The organism is Arthrobacter sp. MYb23 (genome assembly GCF_002979775.1).
In the GTDB taxonomy this organism is placed as follows: domain Bacteria; phylum Actinomycetota; class Actinomycetes; order Actinomycetales; family Micrococcaceae; genus Arthrobacter.
On sequence record NZ_PCPR01000007.1, the window covers coordinates 103,181 to 117,532 of the forward strand.

14 protein-coding genes are annotated in these 14,352 nt (G+C 61.4%); all 14 read right to left on the minus strand.

Translation table 11 applies throughout. From position 1 onward, the window contains the following. Window positions 1-5: 5 nt before the first annotated feature. The 14 genes from tatA to CQ020_RS10185 all read right to left on the minus strand — a co-directional run bounded on the left by tatA (window position 6) and on the right by CQ020_RS10185 (window position 14,336). Window positions 6-275, minus strand: coding sequence for a Sec-independent protein translocase subunit TatA (tatA, locus tag CQ020_RS10120; protein WP_105691728.1), 270 nt, complete (start codon window positions 273-275; stop codon window positions 6-8). Between the two features lie 36 nt (window positions 276-311). Beyond that, entirely contained in the window at window positions 312-662 is a 351-nt protein-coding gene (locus tag CQ020_RS10125) for a hypothetical protein (protein ID WP_105691729.1), read from the minus strand. Between the two features lie 9 nt (window positions 663-671). Next, window positions 672-2,690 carry a YafY family protein gene (locus tag CQ020_RS10130; RefSeq protein ID WP_181151833.1) on the minus strand — a complete coding sequence of 673 codons (2,019 nt, stop codon included), beginning with the start codon at window positions 2,688-2,690 and terminating at the stop codon, window positions 672-674. Window positions 2,691-2,785: 95 nt separating this feature from the next. Beyond that, a complete protein-coding gene (locus CQ020_RS10135; RefSeq protein WP_105691731.1) occupies window positions 2,786-3,181 on the minus strand; it encodes an FKBP-type peptidyl-prolyl cis-trans isomerase in 396 nt (131 codons plus the stop codon). Window positions 3,182-3,249: 68 nt separating this feature from the next. Then, complete coding sequence (locus CQ020_RS10140) at window positions 3,250-4,182, minus strand: FKBP-type peptidyl-prolyl cis-trans isomerase (RefSeq protein WP_258141814.1); 933 nt, start codon at window positions 4,180-4,182, stop codon at window positions 3,250-3,252. 129 nt (window positions 4,183-4,311) lie between these two features. Continuing rightward, the gene (gene pafA, locus CQ020_RS10145) at window positions 4,312-5,676 is read right to left on the minus strand and encodes a Pup--protein ligase (protein ID WP_024816742.1); all 1,365 of its coding nucleotides are present in this window, start codon (window positions 5,674-5,676) and stop codon (window positions 4,312-4,314) included. 1 nt (window position 5,677) lies between these two features. Continuing rightward, window positions 5,678-6,385, minus strand: coding sequence for a proteasome subunit alpha (gene prcA, locus CQ020_RS10150; protein WP_105691733.1), 708 nt, complete (start codon window positions 6,383-6,385; stop codon window positions 5,678-5,680). A gap of 1 nt (window position 6,386) precedes the next feature. Next, window positions 6,387-7,196 carry a proteasome subunit beta gene (prcB, locus tag CQ020_RS10155; protein WP_105691734.1) on the minus strand — a complete coding sequence of 270 codons (810 nt, stop codon included), beginning with the start codon at window positions 7,194-7,196 and terminating at the stop codon, window positions 6,387-6,389. 79 nt (window positions 7,197-7,275) lie between these two features. Beyond that, window positions 7,276-7,479, minus strand: coding sequence for a ubiquitin-like protein Pup (locus CQ020_RS10160; protein ID WP_024816739.1), 204 nt, complete (start codon window positions 7,477-7,479; stop codon window positions 7,276-7,278). Window positions 7,480-7,598: 119 nt separating this feature from the next. After that, a complete protein-coding gene (dop, locus tag CQ020_RS10165; protein ID WP_105691735.1) occupies window positions 7,599-9,218 on the minus strand; it encodes a depupylase/deamidase Dop in 1,620 nt (539 codons plus the stop codon). A gap of 50 nt (window positions 9,219-9,268) precedes the next feature. Beyond that, on the minus strand, window positions 9,269-11,077 hold the full coding sequence (arc, locus tag CQ020_RS10170; RefSeq protein WP_181151834.1) for a proteasome ATPase: 1,809 nt from the start codon (window positions 11,075-11,077) through the stop codon (window positions 9,269-9,271). A 97-nt stretch (window positions 11,078-11,174) separates the two neighbouring features. Continuing rightward, window positions 11,175-12,239, minus strand: coding sequence for a tRNA (adenine-N1)-methyltransferase (locus tag CQ020_RS10175; protein ID WP_105691736.1), 1,065 nt, complete (start codon window positions 12,237-12,239; stop codon window positions 11,175-11,177). Between the two features lie 117 nt (window positions 12,240-12,356). After that, window positions 12,357-13,523 (minus strand): site-2 protease family protein, encoded by a 1,167-nt coding sequence (locus CQ020_RS10180; protein ID WP_105691737.1) that lies wholly within the window; start codon window positions 13,521-13,523, stop codon window positions 12,357-12,359. Next, complete coding sequence (locus CQ020_RS10185; RefSeq protein WP_105691738.1) at window positions 13,524-14,336, minus strand: HAD family phosphatase; 813 nt, start codon at window positions 14,334-14,336, stop codon at window positions 13,524-13,526. Between the last annotated feature and the right edge of the window lie 16 nt (window positions 14,337-14,352).

The following is a 14,352-nucleotide window of genomic DNA, read 5'->3' on the forward strand; positions in this document are numbered from 1 at the left end:
TCTCTTTAGACGCGGTTGGAGGGCGGTACGTCAGTCTCGCCGTTGTTCTTGGTGGTGACGTCCGGGTGGCCTACAACTTTGCCTTCAACGGCGTCGGAAGCGTCCGGGGAGTCCTTTGTCTCGGAAGAACCATCCTTCTTCATCTCCCGGACTTCAGACTTGAAAATACGCATCGACTGCCCAATGCTGCGCGCCATGGACGGCAGCTTCGGCGCTGCAAAGAGCACCAGAGCCAGAACGATGATGATGATGAGATGCCAGCCTTCGAGCCTCATGTGGGGAGGTCCTTTCCTTTTGGATACATCCTACGTCTATCTGAATTCAATGTCGTGCAGGGATTGTGGCTGACCCCGCTCGGCTTTGCGCTTGACGCGCCGCTGACGACGAACTTCCTGGCGGGAGGCTTTGGCCGTCAGGTAATCATGACGCATCTGATCCGGTGAGGCAAAAATTGCGGACCCCGGCTCAGGGCGCGGTTCCGCCGCCTCAACGTCGGAGGTTTCCGGGACAGGCGAAAGATTGCTGAAACGTTTACCCGCCGCAGCCAGCTCATGAACAGTTGACATGAATTTCCTGTACAAGCGGTAACCCAGCGTTAGATGAAGGAGCAACGAAAGGGCTATGAGCGCGATCCACAACAGGATCCAGAACCACCAAGGCATTTGAGTAGTCTAGCCAGCCTTGGTGACCGAAGGTGAGTTGTACTGAGCCAGGGCCGCGTCGATCCACCTGCGGGTTTCCTCCCGCACGGACCGCGGTTCGAGAATCCGGACGGCACCACCATGCTGGGAAACAAACATCGGCAGCCATCCTGCGTCCCCAAACCGGACCTCGGCGAGCAGCCCGCCGTCGGGGAGCTGTGCGGTGCGTTCCGCGTAGTAATCATCGGCAAGCCCGGCGCCTTGGCGGGTCAGTTGGAGAGTGACCAGTACGTCGTCGTCTCCGGGCGTGAACAACCGTGCCGGAAAGTCCTGCCCTGCAGTTGCGGCTCCGGAGATATCCCGGCCGTTGGCCTCCAAGGTCTCCACCCGGTCCAACCGGAAGTTTCTGATGCCGGACTTACTGTGGCAGTACGCCTCGAAATACCACGTACTGTCCAGGGAGTAGAGCCGCAGGGGGTCGACGTCGCGCTCGGTCACTTCGTCGCGTTGCAACGAGAAGTACCTCAGCCGCAACTGCTGACCTTCCCTGATGGCCTGGGTTACTGTGGCGAAAGCCTGTGATTGTTCGGGCGCCACCGATTGGCCTGACACTGAGCCGGCCAATCTTGCTGCCTGTCCCGCAGCGCCCGTCAGCTTGATCGTGACAGATTCCAAGGCGCTTCCCGACTCATCCTCAGGCATGCCGGCCAGGGCAGGCAGGTCTCCCAGCATGGCCAGGCCGGTCAGCAGCGCCGCCGCTTCATCTTCACTGAAACGCACCGGCCGGTTCAGGTCCAAGTGCTCGGAGATGTACACGTGATCGTTTTCCCACTGGATGTCCAGAAGGTCGTCCGGATATCCCTCGGGCAGACCCGAACAGATGAGGATCTTCAGGTCATCGATCAGGGCCTTGCGGCTGATGCCGAAGTGATCAGCGACCTGCTGGATGTGCAGGCCTTGGTGGTGGACCAGGAACGGCACCAGTTGCAGCATCCTGGCCAGTTGGTCTTCGGAGGTGCGCTTGCGCGCACGGGGCGCACGGCCTGTCTCGGGAAACTCAACAGGTACCGGCGGGGCGACATCAAAGTCTGCGGCAGCTTTGAGGCGGCGTACGACGGCGGCGCGCAGTTCCGCAGGCCCGGAGACTTTCAGATGGGGCCCGTAGGATGCCAGCTCTTCGCCCAGCTGCTCCGGATCCCGGAAGTCCACCACGATGCGGTCGCGGCCACTTTCATCCGGGGACTCGACGACGAAGGTGGCCTTCTTGCGCAAAGCAAGCAATCTGTCCTTTTCCACCTCCAGGGTGGCTTGCCTGACAGGGAGCTCGTTGAGTTGGTCCAGTTCAGCGCGGGCGTTGAAGCCTTCCGGCGGGTGGAAGCTGCCTGTGGTGTCCACTTCTACGGCCGTGGTCATCCGGGAGAGCCTGAACAGCCTCTTGGCCCCTCTCCCCCGGTCCAAGCCAACGAGGTACCACTGACCGAAGCGACTGCCCAGGCCCCACGGTTCAACATCGCGGATTTCTTCCCGCCCCGTGCTGACCGCGAGGTAGCCGAAGCGGACCGGGTGCTTGCCGTGCATCGCTGCAACGACGTCGTCGAAGGCCTGTCCGGCAGGCTTGATTCGGGGTTGGACGCCTGCAGGGAGGTCCACGTCCGTAAAGCCTCCAGCTGCCTGCAACTTACGTACAGCGTTGGCGGCTGCCGTTCCCAGGGCTGCGCGTTCCCAGAGCTGGGCAGCGAGCAGCAAGACGGTGCCCTCCGCCGGGGTCAAGCTCACATCGGGGAGACGGTTGGAGTCCTTGCCGATCCGGTAGCGCGCCGATGCGGGGTCGTCCGCACCGAAGTTTCGGGGGTCCATCACGGTTTCGATGTCAAAGCCGAAATGCTTCAGATCCACTTTGTCGCGTTCGAACATTCGTCCAAAGGCGACATCGTTCTCCGCAGAATCGTGGTACACCTTGTCGCGTAGCACGGCGCGTGGGAGACCCACTTTGGTATTGAGCAAAGCCAGGAGAAGGTTCAGGAGACGTTCAGTGCGGGATGCGGACACGGTTGCTACGTTACTAAAGACCAGCCCGAAAGCAGCAAGGCGCGTCACCGACCGGTAAAACCGGAAGGTAACGCGCCTTGCGAAAAGCCGATGTATTAGCGAACAGCTACGAGGTCCACCACGAAGATCAGGGCTTCGTTGGGCTTGATGGCTCCGCCGGCTCCGCGCGAACCGTAAGCAAGCTCGGAAGGAATCTCCAGGCGACGTCGGCCGCCCACCTTCATGCCCAGCAGGCCTTGGTCCCAGCCCTGGATGACCTGGCCTACGCCTACGCGGAAGTCCAGAGGAGCGCCGCGACCCCAGGAAGCGTCGAATTCTTCGCCAGTGGACCAGGCAACACCCACGTAGTGGGCTGACACGGTGTCCCCCGTCTTGGCTTCGGGGCCGGTGCCCTCAATCAGGTCCGTGATGACGAGGTCCGCGGGGACGTCGCCTTCCGGGAAGTCAATTTCAGGCTTGGTGCGGTCAAATTCACGCTGACCAAATGACATGGTTGCTCCTTGGGTTGTGGGAACGGAGAAGTTTTCAGGAACCAGCTTAGCCAGAACCCGCGCAAGTTCTACTTTTTGCCGGTGATCTCAACAACGAAGACCAACGGGCCCGCAGGCTTGCCCTGAGCAGCGGCGCTTGCACCGTAGGCGAGATCCGTGGGAATCGTCAGGAGGACCTTGGAGCCGACCTTCTGCCCCGTAAGTCCGAGCGTCCAGCCCTTGATGACCTGGTTCAGGCCGAAGGTAGCGGCCTCGCCGCGGTCATAGCTGGAGTCGAACTTGGTGCTGTCCTCCCAGCGCCAGCCGGTGTAGTTGGCGTTGATCGTGTCAGAGTCTTTCAGCTCCTCGCCGGTGCCCTCGGAAAGGACCTTCACGGAAAGGCCGGCAGGTGCATCAGTCTTGGGGATCTCCACGGATGGAGCGCCCTTGTCGTCAAAGGTCACCTTGGGAAGCTTGCCGTCTTTGTCCAGCTGATCGGTCTCTTCCTTGCTCAAAAGACCGGGTGCGTCCTTGGCGGAGGCAATCTTGAAGATCACCAGCTGGGAGGAGGCCGGCGCCGAAGCAGAGGCGCTGCCGGGAGCAGCAATGGCCACATGGCTGCCGACTTTGGCACCGATGATGGCGTCGAAAATCAGCTCATTGCCGGACTTCATCTGCTCGGAGAGTTCGATCGGCTGGGGTCCCTTGGTGTAGCCGTCCTCAAGTGTTTTGCCATCGGTGCCATCGACTGCGACATACACCAATTCGGCGATTTGACCCATTTTGACCGGCTCGCCGTCACCTTCCTTGACTACCTTGACGGTGGGTCCCGTCACGGCGAGGGGCTTGGAGAACTCAATGCCGGGAGCTTTGTCATTGCCGTTGTCCGTCACCTTCAGGGAGTCGAGCTTGGAGACGTCACCTACTGATTTGCTGGTGGGCTCAGCGTCCGGAGTGTCTCCGCCACCGCACGCGGTGATCAGCAGCAGGGCGGGCAGGAGAATTGCTAGGAGTCGGCGCACAAAAAGACACTTTCGTCGGGGCAAGGGGACACTTGGAATGGCGCGTAACGCATCCAAGCGGGGCGTGTCTCGGGAAGAGACCACTATCCAGAATAGCTTGCGAAGCTGGGAGCCAGCTTGTAAACCCCTCTAGCCCATGGATTCAAGGAGGGCATCCACCCGCTCATCGACGTTGCGGAACGGATCCTTGCACAGGATGGTCTGATGTGCGCGGTCATTGAGTTTCAGGTGTACCCAGTCCACCGTGTAGTCACGGCCCAGCTCCTGTGCCCTTCGCACAAAATCTCCGCGCAACTTGGCGCGTGTTGTTTGCGGCGGGGCATCCACGGCGTCCTTGACGTCGGTTTCGGTGACCAGCCTTCGTGCTGCACCCCGGGCTTGAAGCAGGAAGAAGATGCCGCGTTGCCTCGAGATGTCATGGTAGGTGAGGTCCAGCTGCGCAATCCGGGGTGAATCAAGGCTGAGGTCATGCCGGCGCATGTAACCGTCCATCAGCTTTTTCTTGATGGCCCAGTCAACCTCGGTGTCGATGGAGCTGGTGTCGCCACTCTCGATGGCGTTCAACGTCCGCTCCCACAAATCCAGGATGAGCGGAACGTGGGCGTTATGGGCGCCATTCGCCGCCACAAACTCGGTGACCTTGTTGAGGTATTCGCGCTGAATATCCAGGGCGGTCAGCTGCCGTCCGTTCGCCAAGCGGACCAGTGCGCGGCCGGTGAGATCGTGGGAAATTTCGCGGATACTGCGGATGGGATTCTCCATGCGCATATCACGCATAATGACGCCCGCTTCGATCATGCGGAGGATAAGGTCCACAGTGCCGACCTTGAGCAGCGCCGAGGTCTCAGACATATTGGAGTCCCCCACAATCACATGCAGGCGGCGATAGAACTCGGCGTCCGCATGTGGCTCATCGCGTGTGTTGATGATGGGCCTGGACCTGGTGGTGGCGGAGGATACGCCTTCCCAGATGTGGTCGGCCCGCTGGGAGAAAGCGAACGTGGCGCCGTGGGGTGTCTTGAGTACTTTGCCGGCACCAGCGATCAGTTGCCGGGTCACCAGGAAGGGAATCAGAATCTCGGCAAGGCGGGAAAATTCCCCGCGCCGCGGTATGAGGTAGTTCTCATGGCTGCCGTAGGAATTGCCCGCAGAATCAGTGTTGTTCTTGAAGAGGTACACCGTGCCGTTGAAGCCCTCGGCGGCGAGCCTGGCCTGAGCCTCATCGACGAGGTCGTCCAGGATAAGTTCGCCGGCCCTGTCATGGGCAATGAGCTGGGCGAGGTCGTCGCACTCCGCAGTGGCGTACTCCGGGTGCGAGCCCACATCGAGGTAAAGCCGTGAACCGTTGGTGAGAAAAACGTTGGATGACCTGCCCCAACTCACCACTTTGCGAAAGAGGTACCGTGCCACCTCTTCGGGCGCCAAAGGGCGGGAATCAGGGCTGGAATAGGAAATTCCGAACTCGGTTTCGATGCCAAATATCCGCTTATCCATCTCAGCTCTCCTCTGTGAGCAACCGGGTCATGTCTTCCGGCAGCAGCCGGCGAAACGCCCTGCGGGACCCGCGGTTGCTTTCCGAAGCGCGATACAGCACGGCGGCTTCGACGGCGGTGGCAGGCAGTTCGTCAACATCCTTATTGGTGGCCAGAGCCCGCAAGGCCAGCTGCATGGCCCCCGCCAACGTGAGCTCCGACTCCCAAGCCCCGCTGACGACATCGGAAATCTGGTCAGCGAGTCCGCCCATGACGACGAAGCCGTTCTCATCGGCGATTGATCCGTCGAAGGTCAGGCGGTACAAGTGGTCCTGTTCCTGGGTGACACCAACCTCGGCCACTGCCAATTCCACCTCGAACGGCTTCTGCTCTGCTGTGAACACCGCTCCGAGGCTCTGGGCATAGACACTTGCCAGGCCGCGGGCCGTCACGTCCTCGCGGTCGTAGGAGTAGCCGCGGACGTCTGCGTACCGGACTCCCGCTTGCCTGAGGCTTTCGAACTCGTTGTATTTGCCCACCGCGGCGAACGCAATTTTGTCGTAGATTTCACCGATCTTATGCAGTGACGGTGACGGGTTTTCGGCGATCAACGCGATGCCATCGGCGCAGCTGATGACCACAACAGAGCGCCCACGCGCTATGCCCTTCCGTGCGAAGTCCGCACGGTCCTTCATCAACTGCTCAGGTGAGACGTAGAACTGCTGAGTCATATCAGGCCTCCCGTCCGGCGGCAGCCCGCGATTCAACGATTGTTCCGGCTATCGCGGCCAGATCCCGTTCAGGGACACGCCGGTTGCCGGATCGATCGACCGTATATACCACCGGCCACAGTTGCCGGACGGGGTCGGGGCCGCCAGTGGCGGAGTCGTCATCGGCGGCGTCGTAGAGTGCCTCGACAGCCACTGCCACGGCGTTTTCTTCAGACAAATTGGGCTTCCACAACTTTTTCAGGGCGCCACGGGCGAACACCGAACCGGAACCAACAGAGTGATGCTCCTGTTCTTCGTAGCGACCGCCTGTGACGTCGTAGGAAAACAAGCGGCCCACGCCGGAACCGAGATCGAAGCCTGCGAACAAGGGGATGACCGCCATTCCCTGCATCGCCATCGGCAGGTTTCCGCGGATCATGGCGCCCAGACGGTTGGCCTTGCCCACGAGGCTGAGGAGGGTGCCCTCAATCTTCTCGTAATGCTCCAGCTCAACCTGGAAAAGCCGTGTGATGTCAATGGCCAGGCCAGCGGTACCGGCAATGCCGAGGACCGAGTACTCGTCAGCCGGAAACACTTTCTCGATGTGCCGGCTGGCGATGATGTTGCCCATGGTGGCTCGGCGGTCTCCAGCCATCAGCACTCCCCCGGCGTAGGTCAAAGCAACGATCGTGGTGGCATGGGGGGACGCCGGCACCATGCCGGCGGGTAACGATTGATTGTAAGGAAGAAGTTCGGGACGCGAGCGTTGAAGATGCTCCGTGAAAGAAGACGTTGCCTGGGTGGCCAGGGGGCCGGTTGATGGGTCCTGCATTGCTGCACTCCTTCGACTCTGCATTCCGATGCCCGGCGGCCTCACGCCGGCCGGGCAGTACATCCTCTGGCGGGTCCGCCTACTGGCCACCCTTTTGGACAAACGCCCTGACGAACTCTTCAGCGTTGGATTCAAGAACGCCGTCGATTTCGTCAAGGAGGTCATCCACGCCTTGGGTCGCGTCAGAGGCCTGTGCCTCCGGTGCTGCCGGTGGTGCCTCCGGTACGTCCACTTCGGTCTCGGTTTCCCGTGACTGCGGTTGTTGCTGCTCCTGTGCTGCCATTTTCTTTCTCCCTACTGTCAGTCTCCTGAAGACGGAGACTTCCTACTGCCATATTGCCACGCTGACCGGTGCTGCGGACGGCTTTGGCCGGCGACGAATAATCCTGTGGCGGGCGTCCTTCAACTCCTGGCAGGCGGTGGCTTCTGACCCAACAATTCCGCCAGGAAAGAGGCCGCATCCGTGTGACGGTCAAAGAGGGCGCCGGTCAAAGCCCGGGTTCCCCGCAAAGGCTCCCGCGTAGGCACCCGCTGCAGTTTCCCCAGCCCTGGAACATCAAAAATCACCGAGTCCCAGCTGGCGCCCACAACGTCCCTGCCGAACCTGGAAACGCACCGCCCGCGGAAGTATGCACGGGTGTCCGACGGCGGTTCGGTCACCGCCCGGGTGATGTCGGCGTCGTCCACTATGCGCATCATCCGGTCCCTGGAGAGAAGCCTGTGGTAGAGGCCCTTCTCAGGACGGATATCGGACCATTGAAGATCCACCAGGCCAAGACGGGCGTCGTCCCAGGCCAGTCCGTCGCGGTTTCGGTAGCCTTCGAGAAGCGACTTCTTGGCCACCCACTCCACCGACGACGCAGCGGCATCAGGATCGGTCCCCAGGGTTGTCAGCGTGGACTCCCAGTGAGCAAGGACCTGGTGAGTGTGGCCGTCACCGGTAACTGAATCCGCCACCCCGGTCTCCTGGGCCAGCTTGGCGGCTGCCTCGAAATACATCCACTGAACATCCAGTGCTGTCACCCGCCTTCCGTCGAGGAGCCTGACGGTGGTGGTCAGTGTGGTGTCGTGGCTGACGGTTTGGAGCGCCTGGACGGGTTCATGAACCTCAATTTTGGGAGCCTGGCCCGCCTCGATGAGGCTCAGGACCATGGCCGTGGTTCCGAACTTCAGGAAGTTGGAGGACTGGCTGAGGTTGGCGTCCCCAATGATCACGTGCAGGCGGCGGTACTTATCTGCTGTTGCGTGTGGCTCGTCCCTCGTATTGATGATGGGGCGGCGGATGGTTGTCTCCAGCCCCACTTCTGCTTCGAAGAAGTCCGCCCGCTGGCTGATCTGGTAACCCGGCGTCGAGCTGTCCTGCCCCATCCCCACCCGGCCCGCACCACACATCACCTGGCGGGTGACGAAGAACGGCGTGAGCCCGCGGATGATGTCCCCAAAAGGCACCAAGCGTGGCATGAGGTAGTTCTCGTGCGAGCCATAGGACACGGACTTGTTGTCAGTGTTGTTCTTGTACAGGTTGATGGGTGGCAGTGAGGTGTCTGCCGCGACCTTCCGGACGGTGGCCAAGGCAACCAGGTCGCCGGCGGCATCCCAAGCCACGGCATCGCGGGGGTTGGTGACCTCCGGGCTGGAGTACTCAGGGTGCGCATGGTCCACGTACAGACGTGCACCATTACCGAGGACCATGTTCATCAGCAGGGAACCGGACTCGTCCGAGCCATCCAGTTCCAACTCCTGGCGGCCATACGCCAAGGCGACAGCTTCGGCGTCGAGCACTGGCGGTTGGTCCGTGAGCTGGCTTGGATCGGCCGCAGCCCTGTCCACGGTCCAACCGCGGGCATCGTGCAGAGGTTCCTCGTCCGTGTAATCCCACCGGGTCTCCGCACCGCCGGCCGCCCGTTGCCGGGTCACGGTGGCATACGCCTGAATGATCCGGGCGGACATCATGGTGGCGTTGGCCCCCGGAGCTGACGGCGCGTGGATCCCATATTCAGTTTCCGAGCCCATGACACGCATGGCGCCGCCTGCGGGAAGTTTCTCTGCGGGTAAACCCTCGGGCCTTGCTGTCACAGGTACTGACCCGTGTTGGCAGTGGTTTCGATGGACTTGCCAGGCTCCTGACCTGCCTTACCCTGCACGATGGTCCTGATGTAAGTGATCCTTTCACCCTTCTTGCCCGAGATTCTTGCCCAGTCATCCGGGTTGGTGGTGTTGGGCATGTCCTCGTGCTCACGGAACTCATCGACGACGGCCCGGAGCAGGTGATCGATCCGAAGACCCTTCTGGTGAGTGGTCAGCAAATCCTTGATGGCGTACTTCTTGGCACGATCCACCACGTTCTGGACCACGGCACCGGAGTTGAAGTCCTTGAAGTACAGCATCTCCGTATCGCCGTTGGCGTAGGTGACCTCAAGGTACTCATTGGACTTCTCGGTGGAGTACATTGCCTCCACTGTGCGCTGGACCATGGCATCCACTGTGGCTTGCACATCGCCGTCATACTCGGCCAGATCCTGGGGGTGGAAGGGCAAGTCAGTGGTGATGTACTTGGCGAAGATGTCGGCTGCGGCTTCGGCGTCAGGCCGTTGGATCTTGACCTTCACATCGAGGCGACCGGGACGAAGGATGGCGGGGTCGATCATGTCCTCACGGTTGGAGGCACCAATGACGATCACGTTGTCCAAACGCTCCACGCCATCGATCTCACTGAGCAGCTGAGGCACGATGGTGGTTTCGACATCCGAAGAAACGCCGGTACCGCGTGTACGGAACAACGAGTCCATTTCGTCGAAGAAGACCACCACGGGGCTGCCATCTGAAGCCTTCTCGCGGGCACGGGCGAAGATCAAGCGGATGTGGCGCTCAGTCTCACCCACGTACTTGTCCAGGAGCTCGGGACCCTTGATGTTAAGGAAGTAACTCTTGAGATCGATATTGCCGGCCCGCTCTGCTGCCCGGGCAGCAAGGGAATTCGCTACTGCCTTGGCAATGAGTGTTTTGCCGCAGCCTGGAGGGCCGTAAAGCAAGATACCTTTAGGGGCCTTCAACCCATGCTCCCGGTAGAGGTCCGGATGGAGGAACGGCAACTCCACGGCGTCACGGATCTGCTCGATCTGCGGGCCAAGGCCACCGATGTCCTGGTAGGTGATGTCCGGAACTTCTTCAAGGACGAGGTTCTCCACCTCGGCGCGCGGGACCTTCTCCAACGCGTAGCCCGTCCGTGAATCCAGCGACAACGCGTCGCCCACCTTCAGGTGAACACTTTGGAGCGCACCGGACAAGCGGACCACACGTTCTTCATCGGCGCGTCCAACCACCAATGCACGGTCCTTGCCCAGCATTTCCTTGAGCGTGACCAGTTCACCGGCGCGTTCGTAGCCGAGTCCCGCCACTACCAGCAGAGCCTCGTTAAGCAGGACTTCCTGCCCGACGGCGAGCTGGTTGAGGTTCACCAGCGGACTGACGCCCACACGCATTTTGCGGCCCGCGTTGAAGATGTCCACAGACTCTTCGGTGGCTGCCTGTCCTGAACTGCCGGCGGCCGGCTGCTTCCGCGGGTTGATCTGCACCACGGTACCGAAGCTGTAAGGAGGTTGGCCCTCCTGCTCCAAGGCGCCCTTCAAACGAAGAATCTCAGCCTTCGCCGTCTCCAGCATGCTGACAAGTTTGCTGTTGTTCTGGGTGGCGGCTGCCAGCTGGCGGTCGATGTGGCGGAGCTTGTCCCGAAGGATGTTGATCTGCCGTTCGGCAACAGTCAGTTCACTCGAGGTCTCCGGCGGTTGAACTGCGCCAAGCCTCCTGCCAGCCGTATTCTCCGCTGCGTCGTTTGCATCTTCCGGCGTTGGCCGCCCAAGGTCGTTGTTTGACGTATCCACGATTCATCAGCCCCTTCCTGCGCTTAACAAGACCTTAGTCCCGAAAAGCTCAGGGTGCTGGGTGACATTCGGAATGCGAACCCTATTGTGACCTTTGTCAGTTTGTGACTGAGGGGTCATCCTGAACGTTGGTCCCGGCGATTGCGTCACGCGCCGCACGTCGCAGTTTCTTGTCAGACACGGAGCGTTCCCCCACAGCTGCAGGGGTCCAGGCGTTGAGGTCCTCTTCGCTGAATTCAGTCTTGGACGGGCGGCGCTTCACGGAAATTCCGGTGACGCCGTCAGCGAGACGGCGGGTAACCAGGAGGAAACCGGTGTGGGCCACCATGCGGTGGTCCGGACGGACCGCCAAGCCCTCAAGGTGCCAGCCACGAACCATCGATTCCCAGGCGTCCGGTTCGGTGAAGCGGCCGTCAGCTCGGATGGCCTCGGCGGTGCGGGACAGCTGCGTGACGGTGGCCACGTAGTTGATCCAGACACCGCCCGGAGCCAGGACAGTGGCCACGGCGTCCAGGCACTCCCACGGGGCGAGCATGTCCAGGACAACCCGGTCAACGGAACCCGGGGCTTCAGCCTTGACCACCTCGTCCTGGAAATCGCCCAGGGAGATCTGCCATGCGGGATGGGGACCGCCGAAGATGGTCTCAACGTTTCCACGGGCGATGTCAGCAAATTCTTCGCGGCGCTCAAACGAGTGGAGGTATCCGCCGTCGCCGACTGCACGCAACAGGGAAATCGACAGTGCGCCTGAACCCACGCCCGCTTCGACAACTCGCGCGCCGGGGAAGATGTCCGCCATGGTGACAATCTGGGCGGCGTCCTTGGGGTAAACCACTGCCGCACCACGGGGCATGGACAGAACGAAGTCAGAGAGCAAAGGACGCAACGTCTGGTACTGCTGGCCAACGTTATTGCTGACCACCGAGCCATCCACCTTGCCGATGATCTCATCATGGTTCAGGAAACCGCGGTGGGTGTGGAAAGCGCCGCCCACTTCCAGCGTGATGGTGTTCATCCGCCCACGCTCGTCCGTGAGCTGGACCCGCTCGCCCACACGGAAAGGACCGCGGCGTCGTGCAGCGCCCGTCGGCTGTACAGCCGAGCCGATGGCTGGCTTGTCAGTGCCTGTGCTTGCTGCGGGGGCGGCGGTTTCGCTGCTCATGTGGTGTTCCTCGCTCCTGTACGGCTGGGCCGCGATGTGTGACCGGCTGGTGGCCGCCAAAAAATTGATGGGTCTCTTCTGTGTAACCGCCGGCATGTAACTCTACCGGCAACGCAGTCAGGAGCGCCCGCTCCTGCGTGCTTCCTTACCTGTTATGGCAGTCACGACTGCTTGCTGCCGAAGCAGTCCGGTGACGATTCCGTTGTGGTCAACCACAGCGTATTCGCCGCCGTCCAGCCGAGCCAAGTACTGGATCAATTCCTGCCCCTTGGACCATTCCGGGACGTAAGCCCCGGCCGCCAAGGCATGCGCCACGGCGGTGACTGGAGTGGTGGTCGCGTTTGCGGCGGGCACACCCCGCGTTGCATCGAAGTCCACCACTCCCTGGGGCTTGCCGTCCGGACCGCAAATCACGACGGCGGGACTTCCGGCCGGTGAAATGTCCAGGACGTCAGCCACAGTGGCCGAGTTCGGCACGCCTACTGCTCGATCAGCCAGGCCTGCGGCACTCACGAGGTAAAGACGGCTGCGCAGCTTCGCGTGGTGAATGGAACTTGAAGCACCCATCCAAAGGAAACCACAGACGAGGACGGTGATGAGGGTGAGGCTGATGTCCAAGGGCGTGCCGTTGAGGAGCGGCAGGCCAATGACCCAGATCACCAATGCGGCGACGATGATGCGGCCGGACCAGCCAGCGGCGATGGTGCCTTTGTCCTGGCTGCCTGTGGCTTTCCACACTGCGGACTCCACCAAGCGGCCGCCATCCAGGGGCAAGCCGGGAAGGACGTTGAACAAACCGATCAGGAGGTTGGCCCACATCAGGATGTTCGCGAGGGTGTCCGGGACACCGCTGAGGGCGCCGGTGGAAAGCACGGCCCACATCCCGCCGGCCAGGACGAAATTAGAAGCAGGGCCGGCCAGTGCGACCACTACCGAGCGACCCGGTGAAGCCGTGAAACTCTCAAATTGAGTGTGGCCGCCCCAAAGGTTAAGCACGATTTTTTCCGTAGGCCAGTTGAAGGCCTTTGCACTGAGCGCATGCGCCAATTCGTGGACCAGCACAGACACGGCAAGCAGCAGGGCGTAGGCCAAGGCAACGAAGTATGCTCCGATGCCGAGACCGGGTGTCCGAACCAGCAACGCCGGGCCGTACACGATGACCGTGAAGCCAGCGATAATGAACCACGAATAGGCCAGGTAGACCGGAATGCCGGCAATCTTCCCAAGGGGGATGCCGTCCCGCTTTTTGCTTTGCGAGTGATGCGGTGTGGAGGGGTTGGTCACCTAGTTGGCCCCTTCAAGCAGGTTCGCTGCGGCAAAACGGTCAGCCACCAGCTGCTGCAGATCGGGTGCGGCACGGCCAACCAGCGTAGGCCACATGATCATTTGGGGGTGTTCCGGAAGGGGCACCTGATGGGGAATGCCCACAGTGATCACGCCCGATGCAATGGCCGCCGTGGCACCAGGGATGGAATCCTCAAGGGCGACGCAGTGGTGGATGCTCACAGAGGGGTCTTCCAGCCTGAGCCGTTCCACTGCCGTCAGGTACGCCTCAGGGTGTGGTTTTCCGTGGGTGACGGTATCGCCGGTGACCATGAACTCGAAGTAGGGCTTTGGAAGGCTCTCCACCACCACGCCGGCCAGTGGGCCTTCGGACATGGTTACCAAGGCGCAGCGAATTCCTGCCTCGTGGAGCTGATCCAGCAGTTCGCGGGCGCCGGGACGCCACGGGACCTCTTTGCGGACCTGCGCGATCACCTGTGCACTCAAGGTGTCAACGATTTCACGGGCCTCAAGCCTGACGCCGGCGGCTTGGAGGACTGCAGCGGAGTGCAGCAAGGACTGCCCCACCAGTTGCATGGCCTGATGGTGGGACCAGGTTCCGCCATGGGACTCCACCAGCTCCCGCTCGGCCGCGATCCAATAGGGTTCGGTGTCCACGAGTGTGCCATCCATATCCCAGAGCACGGCTTTGAGGAGGGGCTGGCTGGGTGAGGAATGCATGGTTTCCAGTCTACGTGGAACCTGACGGGCGGCCGTCCGCGGGTTGCGCTGTGGGCGAATCGCGGACACGCTTCGGCGTGAAATGCCATGCATCCATCAGGGTCTTGGA

What these genes read in the sequence shown, in the direction of transcription:
- tatA (WP_105691728.1), bottom strand. Translation starts at nt 275, where the DNA reads ATGAGGCTCGAAGGCTGGCATCTCATCATCATCATCGTTCTGGCTCTG.
- CQ020_RS10125 (WP_105691729.1), bottom strand. Translation starts at nt 662, where the DNA reads ATGCCTTGGTGGTTCTGGATCCTGTTGTGGATCGCGCTCATAGCCCTT.
- CQ020_RS10135 (WP_105691731.1), bottom strand. Translation starts at nt 3,181, where the DNA reads ATGTCATTTGGTCAGCGTGAATTTGACCGCACCAAGCCTGAAATTGAC.
- pafA (WP_024816742.1), bottom strand. Translation starts at nt 5,676, where the DNA reads ATGGATAAGCGGATATTTGGCATCGAAACCGAGTTCGGAATTTCCTAT.
- prcA (WP_105691733.1), bottom strand. Translation starts at nt 6,385, where the DNA reads ATGACTCAGCAGTTCTACGTCTCACCTGAGCAGTTGATGAAGGACCGT.
- prcB (WP_105691734.1), bottom strand. Translation starts at nt 7,196, where the DNA reads ATGCAGGACCCATCAACCGGCCCCCTGGCCACCCAGGCAACGTCTTCT.
- CQ020_RS10160 (WP_024816739.1), bottom strand. Translation starts at nt 7,479, where the DNA reads ATGGCAGCACAGGAGCAGCAACAACCGCAGTCACGGGAAACCGAGACC.
- dop (WP_105691735.1), bottom strand. Translation starts at nt 9,218, where the DNA reads ATGCGTGTCATGGGCTCGGAAACTGAATATGGGATCCACGCGCCGTCA.
- CQ020_RS10175 (WP_105691736.1), bottom strand. Translation starts at nt 12,239, where the DNA reads ATGAGCAGCGAAACCGCCGCCCCCGCAGCAAGCACAGGCACTGACAAG.
- CQ020_RS10185 (WP_105691738.1), bottom strand. Translation starts at nt 14,336, where the DNA reads ATGCATGGCATTTCACGCCGAAGCGTGTCCGCGATTCGCCCACAGCGC.